General features: G+C 32.7%; 18 protein-coding genes and 1 pseudogene. 11 read left to right on the forward strand and 8 right to left on the reverse strand.

What is annotated here, in order from left to right; genetic code table 11:
* Nucleotides 1–45 precede the first annotated feature (45 nt).
* A complete protein-coding gene (gene pafA / locus F6464_RS10535; protein WP_151107770.1) occupies nucleotides 46–1,653 on the forward strand; it encodes an alkaline phosphatase PafA in 1,608 nt (535 codons plus the stop codon).
* 122 nt (nucleotides 1,654–1,775) lie between these two features.
* Here pafA and lysA read toward each other — a convergent pair whose 3' ends face one another.
* Nucleotides 1,776–2,996 carry a diaminopimelate decarboxylase gene (gene lysA, locus F6464_RS10540; protein ID WP_151107771.1) on the reverse strand — a complete coding sequence of 407 codons (1,221 nt, stop codon included), beginning with the start codon at nucleotides 2,994–2,996 and terminating at the stop codon, nucleotides 1,776–1,778.
* Between the two features lie 294 nt (nucleotides 2,997–3,290).
* On the opposite strand from lysA, the gene F6464_RS10545 reads away from it, so the two are divergent.
* The gene (locus F6464_RS10545; RefSeq protein WP_151107772.1) at nucleotides 3,291–3,665 is read left to right on the forward strand and encodes a hypothetical protein; all 375 of its coding nucleotides are present in this window, start codon (nucleotides 3,291–3,293) and stop codon (nucleotides 3,663–3,665) included.
* Between the two features lie 37 nt (nucleotides 3,666–3,702).
* On the forward strand, nucleotides 3,703–3,942 hold the full coding sequence (locus tag F6464_RS10550) for a hypothetical protein (RefSeq protein WP_151107773.1): 240 nt from the start codon (nucleotides 3,703–3,705) through the stop codon (nucleotides 3,940–3,942).
* 247 nt (nucleotides 3,943–4,189) lie between these two features.
* Here F6464_RS10550 and F6464_RS10555 read toward each other — a convergent pair whose 3' ends face one another.
* Entirely contained in the window at nucleotides 4,190–5,644 is a 1,455-nt protein-coding gene (locus F6464_RS10555) for a glutamate synthase subunit beta (RefSeq protein WP_151107774.1), read from the reverse strand.
* 2 nt (nucleotides 5,645–5,646) lie between these two features.
* Nucleotides 5,647–10,164, reverse strand: a complete 4,518-nt coding sequence (gltB, locus tag F6464_RS10560) for a glutamate synthase large subunit (protein ID WP_151107775.1) — start codon at nucleotides 10,162–10,164, stop codon at nucleotides 5,647–5,649.
* A gap of 366 nt (nucleotides 10,165–10,530) precedes the next feature.
* On the opposite strand from gltB, the pseudogene sucC reads away from it, so the two are divergent.
* The 7 genes and pseudogenes from sucC to F6464_RS10595 all read left to right on the forward strand — a co-directional run bounded on the left by sucC (nucleotide 10,531) and on the right by F6464_RS10595 (nucleotide 19,350).
* A pseudogene (gene sucC, locus F6464_RS10565) lies at nucleotides 10,531–11,728 on the forward strand (ADP-forming succinate--CoA ligase subunit beta).
* A 126-nt stretch (nucleotides 11,729–11,854) separates the two neighbouring features.
* The gene (locus F6464_RS10570) at nucleotides 11,855–13,465 is read left to right on the forward strand and encodes a hypothetical protein (protein WP_151107777.1); all 1,611 of its coding nucleotides are present in this window, start codon (nucleotides 11,855–11,857) and stop codon (nucleotides 13,463–13,465) included.
* A 137-nt stretch (nucleotides 13,466–13,602) separates the two neighbouring features.
* Nucleotides 13,603–15,384, forward strand: a complete 1,782-nt coding sequence (locus tag F6464_RS10575; protein WP_151107778.1) for a tetratricopeptide repeat-containing sensor histidine kinase — start codon at nucleotides 13,603–13,605, stop codon at nucleotides 15,382–15,384.
* Nucleotides 15,385–15,436: 52 nt separating this feature from the next.
* Nucleotides 15,437–16,063 (forward strand): response regulator transcription factor, encoded by a 627-nt coding sequence (locus tag F6464_RS10580; RefSeq protein ID WP_151107779.1) that lies wholly within the window; start codon nucleotides 15,437–15,439, stop codon nucleotides 16,061–16,063.
* Nucleotides 16,064–16,194: 131 nt separating this feature from the next.
* On the forward strand, nucleotides 16,195–16,935 hold the full coding sequence (locus F6464_RS10585) for a hypothetical protein (protein WP_151107780.1): 741 nt from the start codon (nucleotides 16,195–16,197) through the stop codon (nucleotides 16,933–16,935).
* 142 nt (nucleotides 16,936–17,077) lie between these two features.
* Nucleotides 17,078–18,433 carry a glycosyltransferase family 39 protein gene (locus F6464_RS10590; RefSeq protein WP_191963366.1) on the forward strand — a complete coding sequence of 452 codons (1,356 nt, stop codon included), beginning with the start codon at nucleotides 17,078–17,080 and terminating at the stop codon, nucleotides 18,431–18,433.
* 182 nt (nucleotides 18,434–18,615) lie between these two features.
* Nucleotides 18,616–19,350, forward strand: a complete 735-nt coding sequence (locus F6464_RS10595) for a class I SAM-dependent methyltransferase (RefSeq protein WP_151107782.1) — start codon at nucleotides 18,616–18,618, stop codon at nucleotides 19,348–19,350.
* 12 nt (nucleotides 19,351–19,362) lie between these two features.
* On the opposite strand, the gene F6464_RS10600 is transcribed toward F6464_RS10595, so the two are convergent.
* From F6464_RS10600 to F6464_RS10610, 3 genes are read right to left on the reverse strand one after another with little or no spacing between them, the layout of a single operon-like run.
* Nucleotides 19,363–20,028, reverse strand: coding sequence for an NAD(P)H-binding protein (locus F6464_RS10600; RefSeq protein WP_191963367.1), 666 nt, complete (start codon nucleotides 20,026–20,028; stop codon nucleotides 19,363–19,365).
* A 2-nt stretch (nucleotides 20,029–20,030) separates the two neighbouring features.
* On the reverse strand, nucleotides 20,031–20,477 hold the full coding sequence (locus F6464_RS10605; RefSeq protein WP_151107784.1) for a DUF1456 family protein: 447 nt from the start codon (nucleotides 20,475–20,477) through the stop codon (nucleotides 20,031–20,033).
* A gap of 54 nt (nucleotides 20,478–20,531) precedes the next feature.
* A complete protein-coding gene (locus F6464_RS10610) occupies nucleotides 20,532–21,338 on the reverse strand; it encodes an alpha/beta hydrolase (RefSeq protein WP_151107785.1) in 807 nt (268 codons plus the stop codon).
* A gap of 57 nt (nucleotides 21,339–21,395) precedes the next feature.
* Between F6464_RS10610 and F6464_RS10615 the strand changes: the two genes are divergently transcribed.
* Nucleotides 21,396–21,797, forward strand: coding sequence for a tellurite resistance TerB family protein (locus F6464_RS10615; RefSeq protein ID WP_151107786.1), 402 nt, complete (start codon nucleotides 21,396–21,398; stop codon nucleotides 21,795–21,797).
* On the opposite strand, the gene uvrB is transcribed toward F6464_RS10615, so the two are convergent.
* Nucleotides 21,794–23,788, reverse strand: a complete 1,995-nt coding sequence (gene uvrB / locus F6464_RS10620; protein WP_151107787.1) for an excinuclease ABC subunit UvrB — start codon at nucleotides 23,786–23,788, stop codon at nucleotides 21,794–21,796. The two genes, F6464_RS10615 and uvrB, sit on opposite strands and share 4 nt — an antisense overlap.
* Nucleotides 23,789–23,928: 140 nt before the next feature.
* Entirely contained in the window at nucleotides 23,929–24,885 is a 957-nt protein-coding gene (gene rlmF / locus F6464_RS10625) for a 23S rRNA (adenine(1618)-N(6))-methyltransferase RlmF (protein ID WP_151107788.1), read from the reverse strand.
* Between the last annotated feature and the right edge of the window lie 25 nt (nucleotides 24,886–24,910).

Raw genomic sequence — 24,910 nt, forward strand, 5'->3', positions numbered from 1 at the left:
ATTACTTCACATTAAAATCTTATTTTTGTTTAAATTTAATAGGCTATGAAAAAGTGTTTTTTATTTATTATTGGATTAGCATTTATAAATATGCAATCGCAAAAGCGTCCAAAACTAGTAGTAGGCATTGTAGTAGATCAAATGAAAATGGAATACCTCTATCGATTTTCAGATGATTTTACAGAAAAGGGTTTTAAACGCCTTATGAACAATGGCTATACTTTTCATAACATGCAATACAATTATATGCCAACCTACACTGGTCCAGGTCACGCTTCTATTTATACAGGAACAACACCCAGCATGCATGGAATTGTAGGTAATGAATGGTTTAGTAGAACTTTAGGAACCGAAATGTATTGTACTGAGGATAATTCGGTGACGACTATTGGAGAAGGCAATGATAAAGAAGGGGAAATGTCTCCCAAAAATCTTCAAACAACTACTATAACTGACGAATTACGTTTGGCTACCAACTTCAAAGGAAAAGTAATAGGAATTAGTTTTAAAGACCGTGGCGCTATTTTACCTGCTGGACATTTTGCGAATTGGGCTTTTTGGTACAGTAAAACTGGAGCTTTTATTTCAAGCACTTTTTATGGTAAGGCATTGCCAGATTGGGTAACTCAATTCAATCAAGAAAAAAGATATATGTCATACATTACTAAAGGTTGGGATTTGTTAAAACCATTGTCAACCTATAATGAAAGTCTTCCTGATGATAATCCCTATGAAGGAAAACTCAATGGTGCTAATCCAATTTTTCCTTATAATTTAAAGGAAATGTATGATAAAAAAGACGCTGGGATTTTAAGAGCAACACCTTTTGGAAATAGTTTTCTGTTAGATTTTGCTATGAAAGCCGTCGAAAAAGAAGAATTGGGCAAAGATGACATTACTGATTTTTTGGCACTAAGTTTTTCATCAACCGATTATATTGGTCATGACATAGGTCCACGATCTATAGAATTGCAAGATACCTATTTGCGATTGGATCAAACCATTGCAGAGTTTCTGGAGTATTTAGATAAAACAGTTGGAAAAGACAATTATTTGTTGTTTTTAACTGCCGATCATGCTGGTGCCGAAAATGCAAAATTCCTAAATGATAATAAATATAAAGTAACTAATGTTGAGCCAAAAGAAATTGTAAAAGCACTAAAGAAATTTTCAACAGACACTTATGGAGTAGATTTGATTTTGAATTATTCTAGTTTCAATGTCTTTTTTAATAAAGAAACAATAAAAAATAAAGAATTGGATTTAGTGAAAGTAAAGCAAAGTTTTGTAACCTTTTTAATGACCCAAAAACAAGTAAAAAGAGTATATACAGAAGAAGAAATCCTCGCTAATTCAGGGAATGATTATTATCTCAGTTTCATTGCAAAAGGGTATGATGTGACCCAAAACGGAGATTTGGTTGTGCTAGATAAACCAGGTTTTATAGAATATAAAGAAACCGGAACTTCACACGGAACGCCTTATAGTTATGATACCCACGTACCACTTATTTTTTATGGGTGGAATATCAAAAATGGAGAATCTCACGATAAAAAGGAGATCACAGAAATTGCACCAACGCTCTCGCAATTACTTAAAATACCTTTTACAAACGGAACCGAAACCAATGTTTTGTTTGAAATTTTTGATTAATAAAAAGAATAGGATAGTAAAGTTTCTTCAAGTTTTAAAAACGGAATCAAATTTTATAAAATGCAAAATCCCGAAGTTTTTTAGGCTTCGGGATTTTTTTTGTTTGTGTTGTTTGTTGTGGGTTATGCAGTTGCTACTTCTAAAGGTAGCATAATCTGATTCTTTAATAAATCTTCAAAGGTTTCTCGTGCTCTAATTAAAATGCCTTCACCGTCTTTCCATAAAACTTCTGCGGGTTTGTATCTCGAATTGTAGTTTGATGACATCGAGAAGCAGTAAGCTCCTGCATTTCTAAAACATAATAGATCTCCTTCATTAATTTCGGAAATTCTGCGGTTATTGGCAAACGTATCTGTTTCGCAAATGTAACCTACTACGGTATAAAAACGCTCTTTCCCTTTTGGATTTGAAATGTTATCGATGTGATGTTGCGAACCGTATAACATCGGTCGTATTAAATGATTAAAACCACTATCAATTCCAGCAAAAACAGTAGAAGTGGTTTGTTTTACCACATTTACCTTGGCTAAAAAATAACCTGCTTCACTCACTAAAAATTTACCAGGTTCGAAAGCCAATGTCAATTCACGACCGTATTCTTTTTCAAAAGCGATGAATCGTTTAGACAATTTTTTTCCTAATTCTTCAATATCAGTTTCGATATCTCCTTTTTTGTATGGGACTTTAAATCCGCTTCCAAAATCAAGAAAATCTAGCGTTTTGAAATTTCTGGCAGCATCAAAAAGAATTTCGGCTGCGTAAAGAAAAACCTCGATATCTAAAATATCAGAACCCGTGTGCATGTGAATTCCGTTGATGTGCATTTTAGTATTCTCAACGATACGAAGAATATGCGGCATTTGGTGAATAGAAATTCCAAATTTACTATCAATATGACCCACAGAAATATTCGAATTTCCTCCCGCCATAACATGCGGGTTGATACGAATACAAACCGGAACCGTTGGGTGTTTCGTTCCAAAATGTTCCAATACAGAAAGGTTATCTATATTGATTTGAACACCCAATTGCGCTACTTCTTCTATTTCTTCAAAAGAAACACCGTTTGGCGTATAAATGATTTGTTGTGGATCAAAACCAGCGTGTAAACCCAGTTGCACTTCTTGCAATGAAACCGTATCTAAATTAGAACCTACTTGTTTAAGCAATTGCAAAACGGCCAAATTGGATAAAGCTTTTACGGCATAATTAATGCGTAAACGCTCTACTTTAGAGAACGCAGAAGTTAATCGATGATATTGCGATTGAATTTTCTCTGCATCATATACATATAATGGACCTCCGAATTGTTCTGCGAGTTGTACTAAATCTTTTGCTTGCATGGCATTATTTTTTTGACAAATTTATTACTCTAAAGCCATACATCAAAGTAAAAACTAAAAATTAACAAATTATAACATTGTGTTACAAATATAACAATTATTTTATAAATTTAGTGCTGATAAATAATAGAAAGAATTAGGTGTTTGATGTGTAGTATGAAATAATAGTATAAATTAGCCATACAATACTATTTATATAGAAATGACTTTAAACGTTTGTAAGTGATTATAGGTTTACATTCGTAAATAAATGTTTAGCACCAATAATCATCACGTAATCTCAAAAATTGGCACTTGGAAATAAACGCATCGAACTTATTTCAGCAATTAGCAGAACAATCCCAAAAAATATTATCTGTGATAGGAAAGCTAAACCTTCCTAACTATACTTTTGAAGAAACTGATAGGATTTTTTCAAAGTACGGCTGGTACATTCCAAGATTTATTGAAGTAAGAATCGTTTTTAACCTTCAAAGATTGTTTGAAGAAGGAAAAAGTGAAGAAGCAAATAAAATCCTCATCAAGTATTTTAAACAAAATTTAAAAGAAATCCAAGAAGATCTTATCATGCTTCATCCCGATAGAGCAAACATTATTAGAGAAGCATTCTTAGCCCATAAAAAAAAAGCTTTACTTCTCTTCAACTATATTATTCTTGTCACAAGCTGACGGAATTTGTGACTCAATAATATTTACAGAAAGCAAATTGAAGAAGATAAAAAACAAAAAGGAAAGTCATCATATTGTAAAAGTTCTATCAGAAAGTAACTCTTTAACTAGCTATTATAATCCAATTACAAAAAACTCAAATTTCTTTAGTGACTTGAATCGACATGGCGTAATGCATGGTGTTTCTAATGATTATGGAATTGAATTAAATAGTTTGAAAGCATTATCGTTACTGTCTTGTGTTGATAATTTTAGTAGATACCAATCTAAAAAATAAATTACTGGTGCTAATAACCAGATATCACGAATTTACTTCGTCTGTTCACTATCGCTCGGGTGTAATTCGTGCCCATAAAGTGGAGTAAGCAAAGACAACGTAAAATAAAAAGGTTTGTTATTTATTGTAGGCACGGAAGCTATCTGGACTGCTGGTAGCTACTATCTCAAAATCTGTGCTGTTTGTTCTTAACAATAAAAAAGCCTCTAAAATCACTTTTAGAGGCTTTTATGAAATATAATTTTATTTATAAACTCGGTAAATCTCCGTTTCCTTTTGTTGGTAAATTGGTAAAGCCCATTAAAAACAAATCGACTTCTCTTGCCGCTTCACGACCTTCAGAAATAGCCCAAACAATTAAGGATTGCCCTCTACGCATATCACCTGCAGTGAAAATATTAGGAACATTTGTTTTATAATTGTTCGCTTTATAGTTGTTGCGCATGTCAATTTCAATACCTAATTGTGAACTTAATGTTTTTTCAGGACCTGTAAACCCTAGTGCTAACAAGGCTAATTCGCAAGGCCATATTTTTTCAGAACCTTCTTTTTCAATTAATTCTGGTCGTTGACCAGGAGTCATTTTCCATTGTACTTCTACGGTTTTCAAACCTGTAAGTTCTCCCTTATCGTTTGCAATAAATTCTTTGGTATTAATTAACCAATTTCTATCACAACCTTCCTCGTGCGAAGAAGACGTCTTTAATTGCAGTGGCCAAAAAGGCCAAGGCGTTGTTTCACTTCTACCAACAGGTGGTTTAGGCATGATTTCAAAGTTGGTCACTGATGCAGCGCCGTGTCTATTAGAAGTACCCACGCAGTCAGAACCAGTATCACCACCACCAATAACGATAACGTTTTTCCCAGTTGCTTTGACTTGGTTTTCTATTTTTTCACCGTATAAAACTTTTGTTTGCTGCGTTAAGAACGTCATTGCTTGAACTACTCCTTTGCTTTCAATTCCTTTGGTAGGCAAACTTCTGCTTTCGGTTGCTCCACCGCACAATACGATAGAGTCAAAAGCTTTTAATTCATCAACACTATAATTTACTCCAACATTTACATTGGTTTTGAATGTAATTCCTTCGGCTTCTAAAATAGCAACACGTCTGTCTATAATTGCTTTTTCTAATTTAAAATTCGGAATTCCGTAACGCAACAATCCACCTATAGCATTGTCTCTTTCAAAAACAGTTACCGTATGACCCGCACGATTCAATTGTTGAGCGGCTGCTAATCCCGCAGGACCAGAACCTACTACAGCAACCGTTTTTCCTGTTCTGGTTTCCGGTGGTTGTGGTTTAATCCAACCTTCAGCAAAACCTCTTTCAATGATGCTTTTTTCGATATTTTCAATAGCTACAGGTTCTGCAATAATACCAAGAACACATGATTTTTCGCATGGAGCTGGACATAAACGACCTGTAAATTCTGGAAAGTTGTTGGTTGACTGCAAAATTTCTAAAGCACCTTGCCATTCTTCTTGATGTACCATGTCGTTAAAATCAGGAATTAAATTTCCCAATGGACAAGAACTATGACAAAAAGGAATGCCACAGTCCATACATCGTGATCCTTGTTCTTTAATTTTATCTTTTGCTAACGGAATCGTAAATTCGTTGTAATTGGATACTCTTTCTTGAACAGCTAAATTACTTTCGTCAGTTCTAATATATTCTTTAAATCCACCTATTTTACCCATGACTATTGTGCTATTAGTTCTTCTATTTGCTTTTCTTCTGCTAATCGTTTCAATGCTTTTTTGTAATCAATCGGCATCACTTTAATAAAATGTTTGCTTTGGTTTTCCCAATCACTCAAAATTCGTTTCGCTAATGGACTATTGGTATACATAGAGTGGTTTCGTATCAAACGTCTTAGTTTTACAAAATCTTCTTCTTCCATAGGGTCAAAAGCAACCATTTCCATGTTACATAAAGTAGCATCAAATTTTTTCTCTGTATCATATACATAAGCAATACCACCACTCATACCAGCTGCAAAGTTTCTACCAGTTTTACCTAGAACCACTACTGTACCACCAGTCATGTATTCGCAACCGTGATCTCCAATTCCCTCTACAACTGCTGTTGCTCCTGAATTTCTTACACAAAAACGTTCCCCAGCCATTCCATTTATATAAGCTTCACCTGTAATGGCTCCGTACAATGCTACGTTGCCAATAATGATGTTTTCCTCTGGTTTAAAAGTTGCAGTAGGAGGAACCTTGATAATTAATTTTCCGCCAGAAAGTCCTTTTCCTAGGTAATCATTACAGTTTCCGTGAATTTTGAAAGACAATCCATTTGTGGCAAATGCTCCGAAACTTTGTCCTGCTGAACCTGTAAAGTCTACTAATATAGTATCTTCAGGCAAACCTTGGGCACCGTATATTTTTGAAATTTCATTACTCAAAATCGCACCTACAGAACGGTCAGTATTTTTTATATTAAAAGTAACTCTGGTTTTTTCTTTTCTATAAATAGAAGGAATAGCCGCTTTTATTATATCAAAATCAAGTACATTCTCTAGCGCGTGGTCTTGAGTTGTAGTGTTGTAATTTGGAACTTCTTTTGCTTTCTCTGGTTTGTATAAAATAGTAGACAAATCCAATCCGCTTGCTTTATAATGTTTGATAGCTTTATTGACGTTTAATTTTTGAGATTGTCCCACCATTTCCTTAAGTGTTCTGAATCCTAATTGCGCCATAATTCCTCTCAATTCTTCAGCAATAAAATACATGAAGTTGATGATATGCTCTGGAGTTCCTTTGAAATTTTTTCTTAATTCAGGATCTTGTGTTGCAATACCTACAGGGCACGTATTTAAGTGACAAGCTCTCATCATTATACAGCCTGATGCTACTAATGGTGCTGTAGCAAAACCAAACTCTTCCGCTCCTAATAATGCTGCTATAGCCACATCACGACCTGTTTTTAATTGACCGTCACATTCTAAAACAATACGGCTTCTTAAATCATTTAAGATTAAGGTTTGTTGTGCTTCGGCTAATCCAAGTTCCCAAGGAATTCCTGTATGTTGTAAGGATGTTAGTGGTGCAGCACCTGTTCCTCCGTCGTAACCAGAAATTAAAATAACATCAGCTTTTGCTTTTGCAACACCGGCAGCAATGGTTCCAACTCCTACTTCTGCAACCAACTTAACATTTATACGTGCTTCACGATTGGCATTTTTTAAATCAAATATCAATTGTGATAAATCTTCAATAGAATAAATATCGTGATGTGGTGGTGGTGAAATCAATCCTACATAAGGGGTCGAATTTCTAGTTTCAGCAATCCAAGGCACTACTTTTTCACCAGGTAATTGCCCACCTTCTCCAGGTTTTGCACCTTGAGCCATTTTAATTTGAATTTCTTTGGCATTGGTCAAGTAATTGATTGACACGCCAAATCGACCAGAAGCTACTTGTTTGATGGCACTATTTCTAGAATCACCATTTAATTCTTTTTGGAAACGTTTTGAATCTTCTCCACCTTCTCCAGAATTACTTTTACCTCCAATTCGGTTCATAGCGATTGCTAAATTCTCATGAGCCTCTTGACTGATAGAACCGTATGACATAGCTCCTGTTTTGAATTTTTTCACAATTTCGGTCCAAGGTTCTACTTCATCAATAGGAATTGGATCTAAATTATTAAATTCAAATAATCCACGAATGGTCATTAAATTTTTACTCTGATTATTCACCATATCCGAGTATTCTTTATAGCTTTCTGGGCTATTCAATCGAACGGCTTGTTGTAATTTAGATATAGTTGTTGGATTGAACATGTGTTTCTCTCCAGTTCTTCTCCATCTATAAATTCCACCAATTTCTAAAGGCAATAAATTTGCAATTTCCGATTTTGGAAAAGCATTTTGATATCTTTTTTTAACTTCGCTTTCAATTTCCTTCAAACCAATTCCTTCAATTCGTGAAGGTGTGTAAGGAAAATATTTAGATGTGAACGTTTTGTTTAATCCTAAAATTTCAAAAATTTGTGCAGCTCTGTAAGAGTGTAATGTAGAGATACCAATTTTATTCATGATTTTCAATATCCCTTTTGCTATAGCTTTATTGAAATTTGCAATCGCATAATCTGCTTTTATTCCAGTGATATGTCCTTGATTAACTTGCTCTTGAATGATTTCATTAACCATGTAAGGATTAATTGCACTTGCTCCATAGCCAAATAACAATGCAAAATGATGCGGTTCACGTGGCTCAGCCGATTCGATGATGATACCGAATTTTGAACGGACTTTGAGAATATTTAAAGAATGATGTATGTAAGAACAAGCTAATAACATAGGAATTGGAGCCATTTTTTCGCTTACACCTCTATCCGAAAGAATCACAATATTGCATCCTTCTGATACGGCTTTGAAGGTGGCTTGAACACATTTTTCTAAAGCACGCTCTAATCCGTTAACACCTCTTTCAATTTTATATAAAGTAGAAATAGTTACCGATTTGAAATCGTCATGTTTAATGTTTCTTATTTTATCTAAATCTTCATTTGATATAACTGGATTTTGGATTTTTATTTTTTTGCAATGTTCAGGAACAATGTCAAATATGTTAAAATCACCACCAATTGCCAAGCTAGTATCAGTAATTATTTCTTCACGAATTCCGTCCAAAGGAGGATTGGTTACTTGAGCAAATAATTGCTTGAAATAGTTGTATAAAAGCTGTGGCTGATCGGATAAAACAGCTAATGGAGTATCATTACCCATAGAACTCAATGCTTCATTCCCTTTAGCTCCCATAGGATTAATGATTGTTTTTAAATCTTCAATCGTATAACCAAAAAGTCTTTGTCTCGTTTCAAAATCGATACTTTCCGTTGGAATTGCATTATCAGTATATGGAATTTTGGCTAATTGTAATAAATTATCATTCAGCCATTTTCTATAGGGTCTTTTGGTAACTACATTATTTTTAACCTCGTCGTCTTCAATAATTCGACCTTCATTCATGTCAACCAAGAACATTTTTCCTGGTTCAAGTCTTCCGTGTTGTACTACATCTTCCGGTTTAATATCTAAAACACCAATTTCTGATGACATGATAACAAAACCACTTTTAGTTAAAGTATAACGAGAAGGACGTAAACCATTTCTATCTAATAAAGCACCAATTACATTACCATCTGTAAACGGAATAGAGGCTGGACCATCCCAAGGCTCCATAATACAAGCATTATATTCATAAAATGCTTTTTTATCGTCTGACATATTTTGGTGTTTTTCCCAGGCTTCTGGAACCACCATCATCATTGCTTCAGGTAATGAACGGCCAGTCATCAATAATAATTCGACAACCATATCCATAGAAGCAGAATCTGATTTTCCTTCTAATATAATTGGAAATAATTTTTTAATGTCTTCGCCAAAAACATCACTTTTCATCAATTCTTCTCGAGCACGCATTCTGCTGATATTACCACGAAGTGTATTGATTTCTCCGTTATGACACATGTATCGGAATGGTTGAGCCAATTCCCAAGCAGGAAAAGTATTCGTAGAAAATCGTTGGTGTACTAATGCCAATCGAGTTACTAAATCAGTGTCTAATAAATCGGTATAATAGCGACTAATATCTTCGGGCATTAACAACCCTTTATAAATTATTGTTGTAGTCGAAAAACTTGAAAAATAGAATCTGTGGCTTTCAGAAATTCTTGAATTTATAACAATATGTTCAGCTATTTTTCGAGCGGCAAACATTTTAGCATTAAATTGCTGTTCTGTTATATCTAGACCATTTTTACCTACAAACACTTGTTTTATTGCTGGTTCTTTCTCAGCTGCGATTTGCCCTAAATTTGAAATGTCAACCGGGACATCTCTCCATCCTAAAATTTCTAAATTTTGGTCTTTGATTGCTGCTTCAAAAGTTTCTTTACAAAAGATAGTTTGATTTTTACTTTTTGGTAAAAATACCATTCCTACTGCATACTCTCTTGGCTCAGGAATTGCAAAATCACATACTTTTTTAAAAAAATCATGTGGAATATCAAATAAAATTCCTGCTCCATCTCCTGTTCTTCCATCCGAACTAACGGCGCCTCTATGTTCAAGCTTTATTAATATGTCAAGTGCTTTGTGAATAATATCATTTGACTTGATTCCATTCAAATTACAAATAAATCCTGCACCGCAATTGTCATGTTCAAATTCAGGTGAATAAAGGCCTTGTTCTTGTATTTTCATGCTAAATAATTTTTTACAAAATTAAAGATTTCATAGCAAATAATGAATTGAAATGCTTCAAAGAGGATATTTTTATAATAATAATAATAAAACGACTTATTAATAGCAATAATGATAAATAAATACCTTTGAAATGCATAATCGACAATAATTAAAGACTAAAAATAAATTGAAATTGATATTTATTGAAGAAATAATTTACTTTAAATTTTTATCGAGATTTATAACAAATTTGATGTTATAATTTATATTTAAATTCATAATGATATGCTATCAAAAATTTTGCAGAATAAATGGAAAAAAAAAATAGTTGAATCTAATTTTTCTTATTTTTGTGGCACTTTAAAAAAAGTTAAAACTTCAATCATGGATATACACGAATATCCAAGGAAAAGAAATATTAGCCAGTTATGGTGTAAAAGTACAGCGAGGTTATATTGCAAATAACCCAATAGAAGCTATTGCTGCAGCTAAACAATTGACTGCTGAAACAGGAACTGGATGGCATGTCATAAAAGCACAAGTTCATGCTGGTGGTCGTGGTAAAGGAGGGGGAGTAAAGCTCGCCAAAAATTTGCAACAAGTTGAAGAAATTGCAGAACAAATCATAGGAATGCAATTGATTACTCCACAAACTTCGGCAGAAGGAAAAAAAGTGCATAAAGTTTTAGTTGCTGAGGATGTATATTACCCAGGTGAAAGTGAAACTTCTGAATTTTATATGTCTGTTGTGTTGAATAGAGGTACTGGTCGTAATATGATTGTTTATTCTACTGAAGGCGGAATGGATATTGAAGAAGTTGCGGAACATACTCCACATTTAATTTTTTCGGAAGAAATAGATCCAACTACAGGCTTGTTAGGTTTTCAAGCACGAAGAATTGCTTTTAATTTGGGACTTTCGGGAAATGCTTTCAAAGAAATGACACAATTTGTAAACTCATTATACAATGCCTATATTGGTTCTGATGCATCGATGTTTGAAATCAATCCAGTATTAAAAACTTCGGATAATAAAATTATTGCTGTAGATGCTAAAGTAAATTTGGATGACAATGCATTGTACAGACATCCTAAATTAGCAGAAATGCGTGATGTTCGCGAGGAAAACGCCATAGAAGTTGAAGCAAAAGAAGCGGGGTTAAATTATGTTGATCTTGATGGAACTGTAGGTTGTATGGTTAATGGTGCTGGACTTGCAATGGCAACAATGGATTTGATAAAATATGCTGGTTTTGAACCTGCAAATTTCTTAGACGTTGGTGGAACCGCAGATGCAAAACGTGTTGAATTAGCATTCCGTATTATTTTGAAAGATCCAAACGTAAAAGCTATTTTGATTAACATTTTTGGAGGAATCGTTCGTTGTGACCGTGTTGCACAAGGTGTTGTAGATGCCTACAAAAACATGGGAGATGCTATTAAAGTGCCAATTATTGTTCGTTTGCAAGGAACAAATGCAGAAATTGCAAAAGAGTTAATAGACAATTCAGGAATGCCAATCTTATCTGCTGTAGAGTTTCAAGAAGCTGCAGACCAAGTAAAAGCAGCATTGAATAAATAATATAGGACTATGTTTGTACTAAAATCCTGAACGAGAGTTCAGGATTTTTTTTAAATTACTACTAAAGTGGTATTTTATTATAAATTGAAATAGTTCAATTTTGATTATAACTTTAAATCAAACAAAATGAAAACTATTTACATTGGAATTTTACTATTCATTGTGGGATTCGCTTCGGCACAAGAAATTAAAGAAAGTGTAGCACCTTTAAGTAAGAAAGCACAAAAAGGGTACCTTGATGACGTTTCTACAGAGGATCATGGTGCTGTTAATGTTATTTTTCAGATGAAAATAGATAAAAAAAGTGATGCTGTTTCATTCGAAAATTACAGTTTTAACAATGATCTAAAATATATTGGCACCTCAGATATACAAAACAAAAAAGCTACGATTGCTGATTATGAAACTACTTCACTTTATGCTTATGTTGGAGGATCAAATTCTTTTGATGTGTTGAGTATGAAATTGAAAATCAATAAAGTAGTCGCAGTTAAAACTTGGAATTATAAAAAGCAGGAATTTAAAACAAAAAAAATAATTTCAGATGAAACGGTAAAATTTAAAAATGATAATGGGAAAACATATAAAGGGTATGCTACTTATGATTCATTTAAAGATAATAAACAAACAGTATTTTGTTTAACAAAAATTGATACAAAAGACAAAAACACTGCAGATCAATTCAAAATTTTATTGATAAATGAGAAGTTAGAATTTCAAGAAAAAACTTTGGGTTTAAATGGTTCGTACTCTCTGGTCTATTGCGAACAATTGAAAAATGAAAACATCGCCATGATTTTCGCACCAAACAAAGGCAACGGCGACATTTCTAAGTATGTTTATTTTCAATTTGATATCAATGGCAATCAAGTTAATAAATGCGAATTTAAAAGTCCTGCTTCAGCAATGGTTATAACAGCCTTTTATGAAAAAGACAATAGTGTTTACTTTTTTGGTTCTTCAACCGATGGAAAAGATGCTTATGATAAAGTATTTAATGATTATGCCCCCATTAATAATCCTGGTGCTCCATCTAGTTATTTAGCCATGAAATGGGAGAAATCTGTTGCCGAAAAAATGGATAACTTTCATATTTTAAGATTTACTGGAAATGAAAACGATTTTGCCACAAACACGCCAGTTTCGGAATTTAAATCTAAATTTAAAACTGCACCAGGCGACAAGGATGCAAGTGTTTATAAAGGTAAAAAGTTTTTAATTGAAAACTTTTTAGTAACTAATTCAAATGAATTTTTAGTAGCAGGGCAAATCTGTTCCACCGTTATGATGGGATTAGAAAATAAAGAGACTTCCTATGAAGACATTGTTTGTTTTCATTTTGATAAAAGTGGTAACCTCAAAGCACAATATGGAATAGGAAAATTAAATGACGATAAAAAAAGTATGATTTTTCAAATGTATCAGAACTTTTATCCTTCTTCTGATGGTAAAAGTATCTATTTAGAACTTATGGAAGTTAAAGGAATGAAAGGATATGCCTCATTTATTGATGCTTATGAGGGAACTGCAACCTATTCAGCTCATTATTTTCCTAGGATTACAAAAATTGATTTAGAAAATACTTCTTTAAGCCCAATCAAGGTTTTAGGAAATGGTAAATATTTTATCAATGATATTTATTCCAGTCAATATGACGGAAAAGAAAATAGTATTTTGTATGTGGGTATGGACAAAGATTATGAAAACTTGTGGTTGGGTAAAGTAGTTTTGAAGTAAAATAATATTTAGAGGAACCAAAAAAACCTTTCATTTCGAGAGGTTTTTTGTATATACTATTTTCACTTTCTTTTTGTAGTAAAACACTGAAAATCATTATTATTTTGTAACTTCCACGTGAATTTTATTATAGTAATATGAAAAAAAACTATATTTTTTTACTCTTAATACTCAACACTTTTTTTGTTTTTTCACAAATTAAAACGGCTGCAGAAAACTTCTTGAATCAAGGTGAAACTCTATATTCAAAGGGCAACTACCAAGAAGCGATTTTAAAATTTAATAAATGTGTACCCATTTTTATAAAATCGGGAAATAATCAATTATTGGGAAAAGCCTACAATAATATTGGGAGAACTTTATCCCAAATGGGTAATTCAGAAGAAGCACTTAAAAACTATTTCTTGTCAATGGCCATTTCAAAGCAAAGAAAAGATACTTTGAGTACGGCTAAAACATATAAAAACATAGGGACTTTATATGAAGAGCAAAATGATTTTTTGAATGCAATGCAGTATTATGACACCTCTTTTGAACTTGCAAAAAAAAGCAAAAATTTTTTGCTTATGGCTGATTGTCAAAATAATATGGGTGTAGTTTATGAGCAAGAAGCAAAATATCAAAAAGCTCTGAAAATGTATTCCAATGCTTTAGAAATTTATAAATCTAAAGGCGATGAACAGAAAATTTCGATGGTGCTGAATAATTTAGCAATCGTTCAAAAATACCTTAAAAATTACCCCGAAGCGATTAAAAATTATGAAGCAGCATTAATTCTATCTGAAAAATTGGGCGATAAATTTATGGTTGCGGCTAATCAAAACAATCTTGGAAATGTGTATGCCTTGACTGGAAATTATACAAAATCATTGGAATTATGCAAGTTGGCAAATGAAAATGCCAAAGCAATTGATGCCAAAGAAGTGATTATAGAATCCTATGATGGTATTTCTACAGCTTTTGAAAAACTAAACCAGTTTAATGATGCTATCAAATATAGAAAGTTATATGAACTTGAAAAAGACAACTTCATAAATATAGAGCGTTCAGGTCAACTTGCCGAAATGCAGGTTAAATATGAAACTCAGAAAAAAGTAGATGAAATAAAATTATTGAGTCAAGAAAGTAAAATCAGATTGCTTAAAATTAGAGATCAAGAGTTTCAAATAGAAAGAAATAATTATCTTATTCTTGCTTTTTTAGTTTTGTTAACCAGTATTTTTATTGTTTGGTATTTTTGGAAAAGCAAACAAAAATTAAGAATAAAATTGATAGAGGAGCGAATAATCCAGAAAACAGAAGAACATGAAAGACTTCGAATTGCTAAAGATATTCACGATGATTTAGGCTCAGGATTAACCAAAATTAATTTTTTGAGTGAAATCATACTTCAAAAGACAGAACATTTACCAGAAATTCGAATTAATAGCGAAGCTGTAAAAGAAACTGCCAAAAAAATGATTGAAAATATGCGTGATTTAATCTGGGCTTTAAATCCCGATAACACTACAATAGCCAATTTATTAGCTCGAATGAGGGAATATTCTACAGATTACCTAGAAGATTATCCTATAGAAATACAAAATTATTTTCAAGAGAGTCTTCCCAAAACAGCTATTACTAAAGAAGCACATCGTGAATTATTTATGGTTGTAAAAGAATCTTTTAACAATGTTGCAAAACACTCCAAAGCCACAAAAGTTTCTTTTTCGGCAAAAATCGAATTAGATTATTTAAAACTCTCGATTAAAGACAACGGTGTAGGTTTTAATGTTGAAACCGATAAAAAAGGTAATGGGCTGAGAAATATGCAAAGCAGATTGGAATCAATTGGCGGGATTTTTACAATTATATCTAACCATGCAAATGGTACAGAAATTAATGTTGCCGTACCGCTTCAAAAAATAATTAAAAAATAAATACCACTTTCGTAGTAGTAATTTTAAGAAATGAAAAGCTAATTTAGCATAGATGATGATAAATGTAGGAATCGTAGAAGACGAAAAACAAATTAGAGAAAGCCTCACTATTCTAATAAATGGTAGTGAAGGATTTGCCTGTGCCAATGCTTTTGAAACTGCAGAAGAGGCAATAATAGCTATTCCAACATTAAATTTAGATGTGGTATTAATGGATATTCACCTTCCCGGAAAAGATGGTATTGAATGCATATTTGAGTTAAAACCAAAATGCCAATCTGTCCAGTTTTTGATGTGTACCTCATTTGAAGATACCGATTCTGTTTTCAAAGCGCTAAAATCTGGAGCATCAGGCTATATTACAAAAACAACGCAACCATCAAAAATTCTTGATGCCATCGTTGAAGTTTATAACGGTGGATCACCAATGAGCAGTAACATTGCCCGAAAAGTGGTAGATTCTTTCCGAAATTCGAATACAGGAAACACAGAAATGTTAAAACTATCCGAACGGGAAAAAGAAATTCTCAACTTACTTTCTCAAGGATTGCGATATAAAGAAATCGCAGATAAATTGTTCTTAAGCACAGAAACTGTAAGGACCCACATCCGAAATATCTACGAAAAATTACAAGTCAATTCTCGCACGGATGCACTAAATAAAGTGTTTCCAAAATAATTTTATATTATTTTAATTCATAAAATTACTACTATTTGGTTATTGTCAGGTCTTGTTTTCCTATCTATATTTGGTAAAATATAAATGCTGTAATAGCGAACACCTTAATAACTAAATAAAAAACCAAAATTATGAAAACTTTAAAAAACCGAATTGCATTACTAATTTTACCTGTTTTTTTTATTGGCATTTTAATTACTTCTTGTTCAAAAGATAATGAAACACCAGTTGCAAGTTATGCTTGTTTAACTTGTAAAACTACACCTGATGCTTTAGCTGCTAATGATGCTAGTATAAAAGGAATTTATAAAGGAATTATTATAGGTTCTACTGGAACAATTTCTATCAATATACAAAATGGCAGTAATACCATTACCGCAACTATGGTTCTAGACGGAGTGAGTGTTGCATTAACTTCAAATGTAAGTTTGGTTGATGGTCAATCCTATGTGGCGCCTTTTACAGGAACATATAATGGAAACCCAATAACAATGACATTTTCCGTAGGGTTAGGAGGAGCTTCGCCTACTATGGTTTCTTCAAGTATTCCTGGTCATCCTAATGCTGTTTTTGAATTATCTAAAGAAACATCAACTTCATTAATTGAGGGTTTTGAGGGAATTTATTCAGTTACAGGTGGTGAAAAAGGTGTATTTAATATAGTACTTTCAAGATCATTGGAAAAATTCGGATATAAAGTTAGGGAGGATGGTCAAGTTGATACCGATTCTGGTTCAGGGACTATTAATTCAAGTAGCCAATTAATCCTTGAAGGTAGAGTGATTGGAACAATTACCGGTGATGCATTGAACGGATCATTTAAGGATGACGAAAATAGAACTATTACTATAACTGGAAAACGAACACTTTAAAAACTAATTTTTTATTTAATGAAAATCCTGAACGAGAGTTCAGGATTTTTTTCTTATGAGTCATTTAGAAACTAGTCTAATGACTTTAATTTTTACTATTTTTAGCCAATATTAAACCACTTATAAATTCTTAATGCATAAAATGGATTTTTCGACTAAAAGAATTACTATAGCAATTGTGCTCATTTCATTTTTAATGATGCTCATTGTTTCGAATCTTCCATTTAAGGCAAAGCCTTTTGGTGACATTACTTTTCATGAAGAGTCAAAAAATATGGCTTTATTTATTAAGGGAGATATTCCTTTTGATAAAGTTGTTATTACTAAAGCTCCGGGTCCTATACTTTTTTATACCCCAGCTTATTTATTAGCGCCTTCTGATGCTAATGATGATGAACTTTGGGTTTACGGAGTAGTATTTACTTCTATTATTATAACGATTAGTTTACTTCTTATTTTTAGGATTGCTACTTCTTTTTTTTCTAAAGAGGTTGGACTTTTAAGTCTTTTGCTTTTTTTTATTTTTCCAATACATTGTTATTATTCTTTAGGGATAATAGGTGAAGCACCTGCCTTTTTTTCTTTGGCGTTAGCCATTTATGGATGGGCTATAGCCTTTCATGAACCAAATAGAAAGTTAGGTTGGATAGTCATGACACTAGGCTTGTGGTTTTTGATTTTAAATAGACCAAATGCAATGTTGATTTTAGGGATAGGCTTTTTGGTTATTTTTTATTCTTTTTTTAAAAACAAAATATTTTTCAATACGTATGGTAAAAAAATAGCAGTTACTTTTTTTAGTATTGGAGTCTTGGGTATCGGAGTTTTACAATTAGCAAAGTATATAACTGGGAACAAATCGGGAATGAATCAAAGTTCTTATTTTTATTATGTAGCTCATCAAGGAAGATTTGAGTTTAGAGAAGAACCAACTGATTTTCGCTTTTGGGACAATGATTTTAGGTCAGATAGTAAAGATTATCAAAATTGGTCTAAAAGTGGTGAGTATTTAACTAAAGTGATGGAGAAAACAAATCGTTCTTATGAAGAGGTTTATAAAGAGTTCTTGATTAATGATGCCATTGAACATCCTTTTTGGTTCACGAGACAGTTTTTTGTAAAATGCATTTATGGGCATCTGTATTTTATAAACAGTATTTCCCCAGAAAAATTTGTAATGGGTCCATTTAAAGGGTCAATGGGATATTGGATTTTTATTTTGATTATTAATTCTATTAATTTACTAATTATTGCAGGGGCATTTCTTTTCTTAATTAAACAAAGAAATTTAATTGATTATTGGATTTTTTGGAGCATCATCATAGCTTTGCTTATTTTTCATGGGTTAATTTATATGGAGCCACGATATTTATTTCCTTCAAGAGTTGCATTGTATATAATGAGTGCCGCTGGATTGTATCGTTTGAGATGGGTTAAAAATATAATAAATAGAATGGCTGTTTATCTATTTCCTATTTCTAAAAATGATAAATTTTAAACTATTGTATTTGTAACAAATATAATTGTAAGTTGTATTAAAATTGTTGATCCAATATAATTATGACTCTTACAAGTTAGAAATGGGAATTAATTAATTTGAGTTATGTTTGTATCTTAAGTTCTCTAATTCCTGAACTATTTAGAAACTTTATTTTCTTAAAAATTTATAAATCACAATTAATGAATATTAATTACGAAAAAAAATACCATCAGGTAGAGACTGAAAATTGGTGGTTCATTTCTCGCCGAAAGTACTTACTCGACTTATTAAAAAATGCACCTAAAGATTCTAAAATTCTAGATATTGGATGTTCCTCTGGAATTTTTTTAAAAGATTTGGAACATTTAGGGTATAAAACCGAGCATCTTTTTGGAGTTGATATTAGTGAAAAAGCAATTGCAAATTGTAAAAAAAACGGTATTCAAAATGCCTATGTTATGGATGGTCAAAATATTACAATACCTGAAAAATTTGATATTATAGTTGCTTCTGATTGTTTGGAACATTTGCAAGATGACCGTAAAGCCATTAAGAATTGGAAAAATTTATTAGAAACAGGGGGGAAGATGTATGTTTTTGTACCTGCTTTTCAATCGCTGTGGAGCTATCACGATGTGGTAAATATGCATTTTAGAAGGTATACCAAACAAGAATTGAAAGACAAGTTAACTACTGAAAAATTGGAGGTGTTGAAATCGAGCTATTGGAATTTCTCTTTATTTCTACCGGTGTATGTTTATAGAAAAGCGACTGTTTTTTTTAGTAAAAACCAACCTCAAGAAGGTCAAATAGTAGAAAATAAAATAGCAAATTTCTTTCTGTTTCGATTAATTTTAATTGAAAATAAATTACTAAAATTCATCAATTTTCCTTTTGGAATAAGTACTTTTTGTATTGTTAAAAAAACAGATTAGATGCTAAAAAGCTCAGGATTTATTATTTGCTATTTCTTGTATGCTGTCCGACTCTATAACATGAAATCCTTTTTTGTTTTGTTGAGCTATTTTAAATAGTGCCTTGGCGACTGTTTTACTTTCTATTGGTTTGTATTTTTCTAAATTGCCAATAAGTAAAAATGAAAAAAGTTTCATAAAAAAGGCGCCTATTTTTTCCCCTAATCTAAATTCTGTTCGATTTCCTAAAAGAAGGGAAGGCTGAAATACAAAAACGCTTTCGAAATTGCAATCTTTTAGGAAATTTTGAATTTCTCCTTTAGTCTTCAAATAAAAATTTGATGAAGTTGCATTGGCACCAAGAGAGGAAACAATCATAAATTGGTTGACTTTATTTTGCGAAGCTATAGTTGCAAACTGTTTTGGGTACTCAAAATCTACTTTTCTAAACGCCTCTTGGCTTCCAGCTTTTTTTATGGTTGTCCCTATGGTACAAAAGAAATCGTTGCCAATGACTAGGTTTTGATAGGTTTCTGGTTTATCAAAATCAATAATGTGTTGCTTTAATTTGCGATTTTGAATGCCAGAATCTCTTTTGACAAAAGTGATTACTTTTTCATATTCCTTACTTTCCAAAAGAAGTTCTAAAAGTTGGGAACCTATTAACCCCGTGCTGCCAATCATCAAAGCGGTTTTCACAATTACGATTTTTTATTCTTTCCGTTATTGAATTTTACTTTCTCTACCACTTGAATTTTTGGAGCCTGCTTTTTTTCCCTTGATTTGGGATTAGTAGAAGGTTTCTTTTTAAAATCGGTTTTTGGTTTAAACTCGCTTTTAGGTTTCTCTGAAGCGGCAGTTTTTTTGAATTCCTTTGGCTGCGCTTCACCCTTATGAATGGAAATCACATCAATTGGATTTTTAGGATTTTCTTTAGTTCCTCTTAAATGTATTACTAAACCGTTCAAAAAATTACGCAAGACTTGGTCTCCGCACTCCATAAAATTGGGGTGATCTTCATTGCGAAAAAAGTTGCCTATTTCCCCTTTTGACATTCTAAAATCAACTAATTCCAGAATTTCTATTATTTGGTCGTCGCGCAACATTAAGGCTACACGTAGTTTTTTGAAAATATCGTTGTTGTTCATTTTTAAAAAGGTTAGAAAGGTTATTTGTATAGAAGGTTTAGTTTCTAAACTGTTTTACAAAAGCCAAAGGTACGCTTTTACAAAACCATCTCGCCATAATTTTTCGTTATGTTGGCCTCCTTTTACCACTCTTTTTTTATTGAGTTGCAGGCAGTCACACCTTTTTGAATTTACCAAATATTCTATTTTGTTGAGGTCGGGAATCATATCAGCATCGCCTTCGTTGTCGCCACATAGAAAATAAATTTTGGTTTTTAGTTTTTTTGTATGCTCCGTTAACTCAAAAATTTCTTTTCTGTTAAACCAAAACGCAGGCGAAAAAACACCAACTTTTCCAAAAACTTCTGGATATTTTAAAATGGCATAAAATGAAGTTAGTCCAGCTAATGAACTTCCCATGATAACTGTGTTTTTAGCATTGGTTTTAGTTCTATAATTTTTATCTATTTCAGGTTTTACTTTTTTAACAATAAAATTGAGATAATTATTGGCTTTACCGCCACCGTATTTATCATTTTTATATGGAGTCAGTTCTTCTAATCGTTTTTCGTTTCCGTTTTCTATTCCCACAACAATTACCTGTGCATTTAAACTGTCTAATTTTTCATCAATATTCCATTCTCCGGCATAAGATGTTTTGGCATCAAATAAATTTTGCGCATCATGCATATATATAACAGGATATTTTTTTGTTGAACCTAAATAATCTTTTGGTAAATACAACCAAATCTTCTTTGTGTTTTGCAATTGAGGTGCTTCAATCGTGAAAGTTGTTACTTGTTTTGAAGCGGTACTTTCTTGAGCAACCAATAGTAAAGTTGAAGAAATAAATAGAAGAATCAGCAAAGTCTTTGCATTCATGATTAGAATTTTGTGTATTAATTATAAATTGATAAATTAGCTAAAAATAACAATTTGATGAACACTCATGTAGAAAAAATAAGTTTATTAACAGAAATGATTTCATTCTCTATTGTTGACGGTCGTTTGCACCAAAGAGAATACGATTTTTTATCAATTGTGGCTTCTGAATTAAAAATTACCAAGTCCGATTTTGATGATTTGTTTCATCAGGAATTGCCAAAAGAAGTTATTAAGTCTGAATTTGAACGCATTCAACAATTTTATCGTTTGGCTTTGCTCATGCATTGTGATGGTGTTTTGCACGAAAAAGAAGAAAACGCCATTAGACAAATTGCCATTATGATGGCTCTAAATCCACATGCGACTAAACGCATTCTTGAAATGATGAAGGCTTCTCCAAATTCCATGATTTCAGCCGAACTATTGTTAGAAGTTTTTCAAGAGCAGTACAATTAAGGTAATTGTCCTTGTAGTGATTTTATTTCATCTCTTAATTTCGCAGCTTGTATAAAATCTAAACCCTTTGCTGCTTTTTCCATGGCTTTTCGTTTTTCACGAATGCGTTTTTCAATTTCAGGTTTGCTTAAATATTCCGTTTCGGGTTCTGCGGCTAAATTTCCAGAAGTGTATCCCAATTCAAAATCAACTAATTTATTTTTAGTAAAAGCACTTTCAATTTTTTTATTCAATGCCATTGGAATGACATTATTTGCAGTATTGAAGTTAATTTGTTTGGTTCTTCTATAATTCGTTTCATCAATCGTTTTTTGCATACTCGCCGTAATTTTGTCGGCATACATAATGGCTTTACCGTTCAGGTTTCTTGCAGCACGACCGATAGTTTGGGTTAGCGAACGATGACTTCGTAAAAAACCTTCCTTATCCGCATCTAAAATAGCAACTAGTGAAACTTCAGGCAAGTCTAATCCTTCACGCAGTAAATTAACACCAATCAAAACATCAAACAATCCTTTTCGTAAATCCTGCATGATTTCAATTCGTTCTAAGGTGTCCACTTCTGAGTGAATGTAGCGACAACGAACACCAACCTTCGCCAAATATTTCGTCAGTTCTTCCGCCATTCTTTTAGTTAATGTGGTCACTAAAACACGTTCATCTATTTCAGCACGAACTTGAATTTCTTCAATCAAATCATCAATTTGATTCAAACTCGGACGAATTTCTATGATAGGATCTAATAATCCTGTTGGTCGAATGACTTGCTCAATTACAACACCATCTGTTTTTTGCAATTCATAATCAGCTGGTGTAGCCGAAACATAAATCACTTGATTTTGCATGGATTCAAATTCTTCAAATTTTAGGGGACGATTGTCCATTGCAGCGGGTAATCGGAAACCGTATTCTACTAAATTCTCTTTTCTGCTTCTATCACCACCATACATAGCATGCACTTGCGAAAGGGTTACGTGACTTTCATCAACAACCATTAAATAATCTTTCGGAAAATAATCAATCAAACAAAAAGGGCGAGTTCCAGCCAATCTACCATCCAAATAACGAGAATAATTTTCTATTCCAGAGCAATAACCCAATTCGCGAATCATTTCTAAATCGAAATTCGTACGTTCTTCTAATCGTTTGGCTTCAAGATGCTTTCCTATTTCTTTAAAATAATCGACTTGTTTTACCAAATCCTGTTGAATTTCCCAAATCGCATTTTGCAACACATCGGGCGAAGTCACAAACATATTGGCGGGATAAATGGTCAGCTTCTCAAAGGTTTCAATAACAGTAGTATTCTTAACATCAAAACGTTCTATTTCCTCAATTTCATCTCCAAAAAAGTGAATGCGATAGGCATCATCGGCATAGCTTGGATACACATCAACAGTATCGCCTTTTATTCTAAAACTTCCTGGAGTAAAGTCGGCTTCAGTTCTAGAATACAAACTTTGCACCAATTGATGCAATAATTTGGTTCGAGAAATGATTTGTCCTTTCTCGATTGGAATTACATTTTTCTGAAATTCAATAGGATTTCCTATTCCGTATAAACAAGAAACAGAAGAGATTACAATAATATCGCGTCGTCCCGAAAGTAAGGAGGATACGGTAGACATTCGCATCTTCTCTAATTCCTCATTAATAGATAAATCCTTTTCGATGAAAACGCCAGTTACGGGCATAAATGCTTCGGGTTGGTAATAATCGTAATAGGAAACGAAATATTCTACGGCATTATTCGGGAAAAACTGTTTGAACTCTGAATACAATTGGGCTGCCAACGTTTTGTTATGCGCTAAAACCAATGTTGGTCGTTGCACTTCCTCAATGACATTGGCAACAGTAAATGTTTTTCCTGAGCCCGTAACGCCCAATAAAGTTTGGAATTTTTCATCGTCAAGAATTCCTTTAGCTAATTTTTCAATAGCCTGAGGTTGATCGCCTTTTGGTTTGTAATCGGATACGACTTGGAAGTTCATTTATTAGGGACAAAGATTCAGAAGTACAAAGGTACAAAGGAATTTAATAAAATGAAGTTGTAGCTTTTTTTATTAAATCGAAATTTTTGGCATAGGCGTTAAGACCTTTTTAGTATTAAAAAGCCCAGATTAAAAAAATATCACTCAAATTTCCACGCTTTCTGTTGGGCCTCGCTTAAAAAAGTCCAAGCCACAATTCGGCTTTTCTTTTGACCTTGAGCCATTTCAAAGGTTTTTATGGCAACTACATCTACTTTATTTAAGGTTTTATAAATGCTTTTTAGGTTGTCTTTTTTAGAAACTAATGTGGTGAACCAGAGCACTTGCAAGGGATATTTGGCACTTTCGTAAATCATTTGGGTAATGAAACCAATTTCACCACCTTCGCACCATAATTCGGCATTTTGACCGCCAAAATTCAAAATAGGTTTATCGATTCTAGTGTTTTGAAGATTACTTATTTTCCTGATGTTGCTTATTGTAGCTTCTTCTTTCGAGGAGTGAAAAGGAGGATTGCACATTGTAAAGGCAAATCTATCTTCTGGTAAAATGATATTTTTAAAAATATGTCGCGAGTTTATTTGCAATTGCAAACTAATTGCATCTATTAATTTTGAATTTCCCTCAATTATTTTTTTGCAGTTTTGAATGGCTTTTTCATCACTATCCGTCCCAACAAATGACCATCCAAATACAGCATTTCCGATTATTGGATAAACGCAATTGGCTCCAATTCCAATATCTAAACCTTGTACATTTTCACCTTCAGGAACAATTCCAGCATTGCTTAAAGCTAATAAATCGCCTATATTATAAATGTAATCAGCTCTTCCCGGAATAGGAGGGCATAAATTATTTTCAGGAATGTCCCAATATTCAATTTCATAATAAGCAATTAACAAAGACTTGTTAAGCAGCTTAATAGCATTTGGATTGCTAAAATCAAAGACTTGAACATTGTACTCATTGAAAGAAAAAAAGTCTTTTAGTTCAGGTGAAATTTTTATTAACTGTTCAAAGTTATATCCAAAACGGTTTGGGTTTTTTGGATGTAATTTGATTTTTTCGACAACAATTTCTGGCTTTTCATTTTCCATAGTGTAACAAAGATAAGAAAACGTT

The sequence above is a fragment of the Flavobacterium luteum genome (assembly GCF_008806775.1).
Classification (GTDB): Bacteria; Bacteroidota; Bacteroidia; order Flavobacteriales; family Flavobacteriaceae; genus Flavobacterium; species Flavobacterium luteum.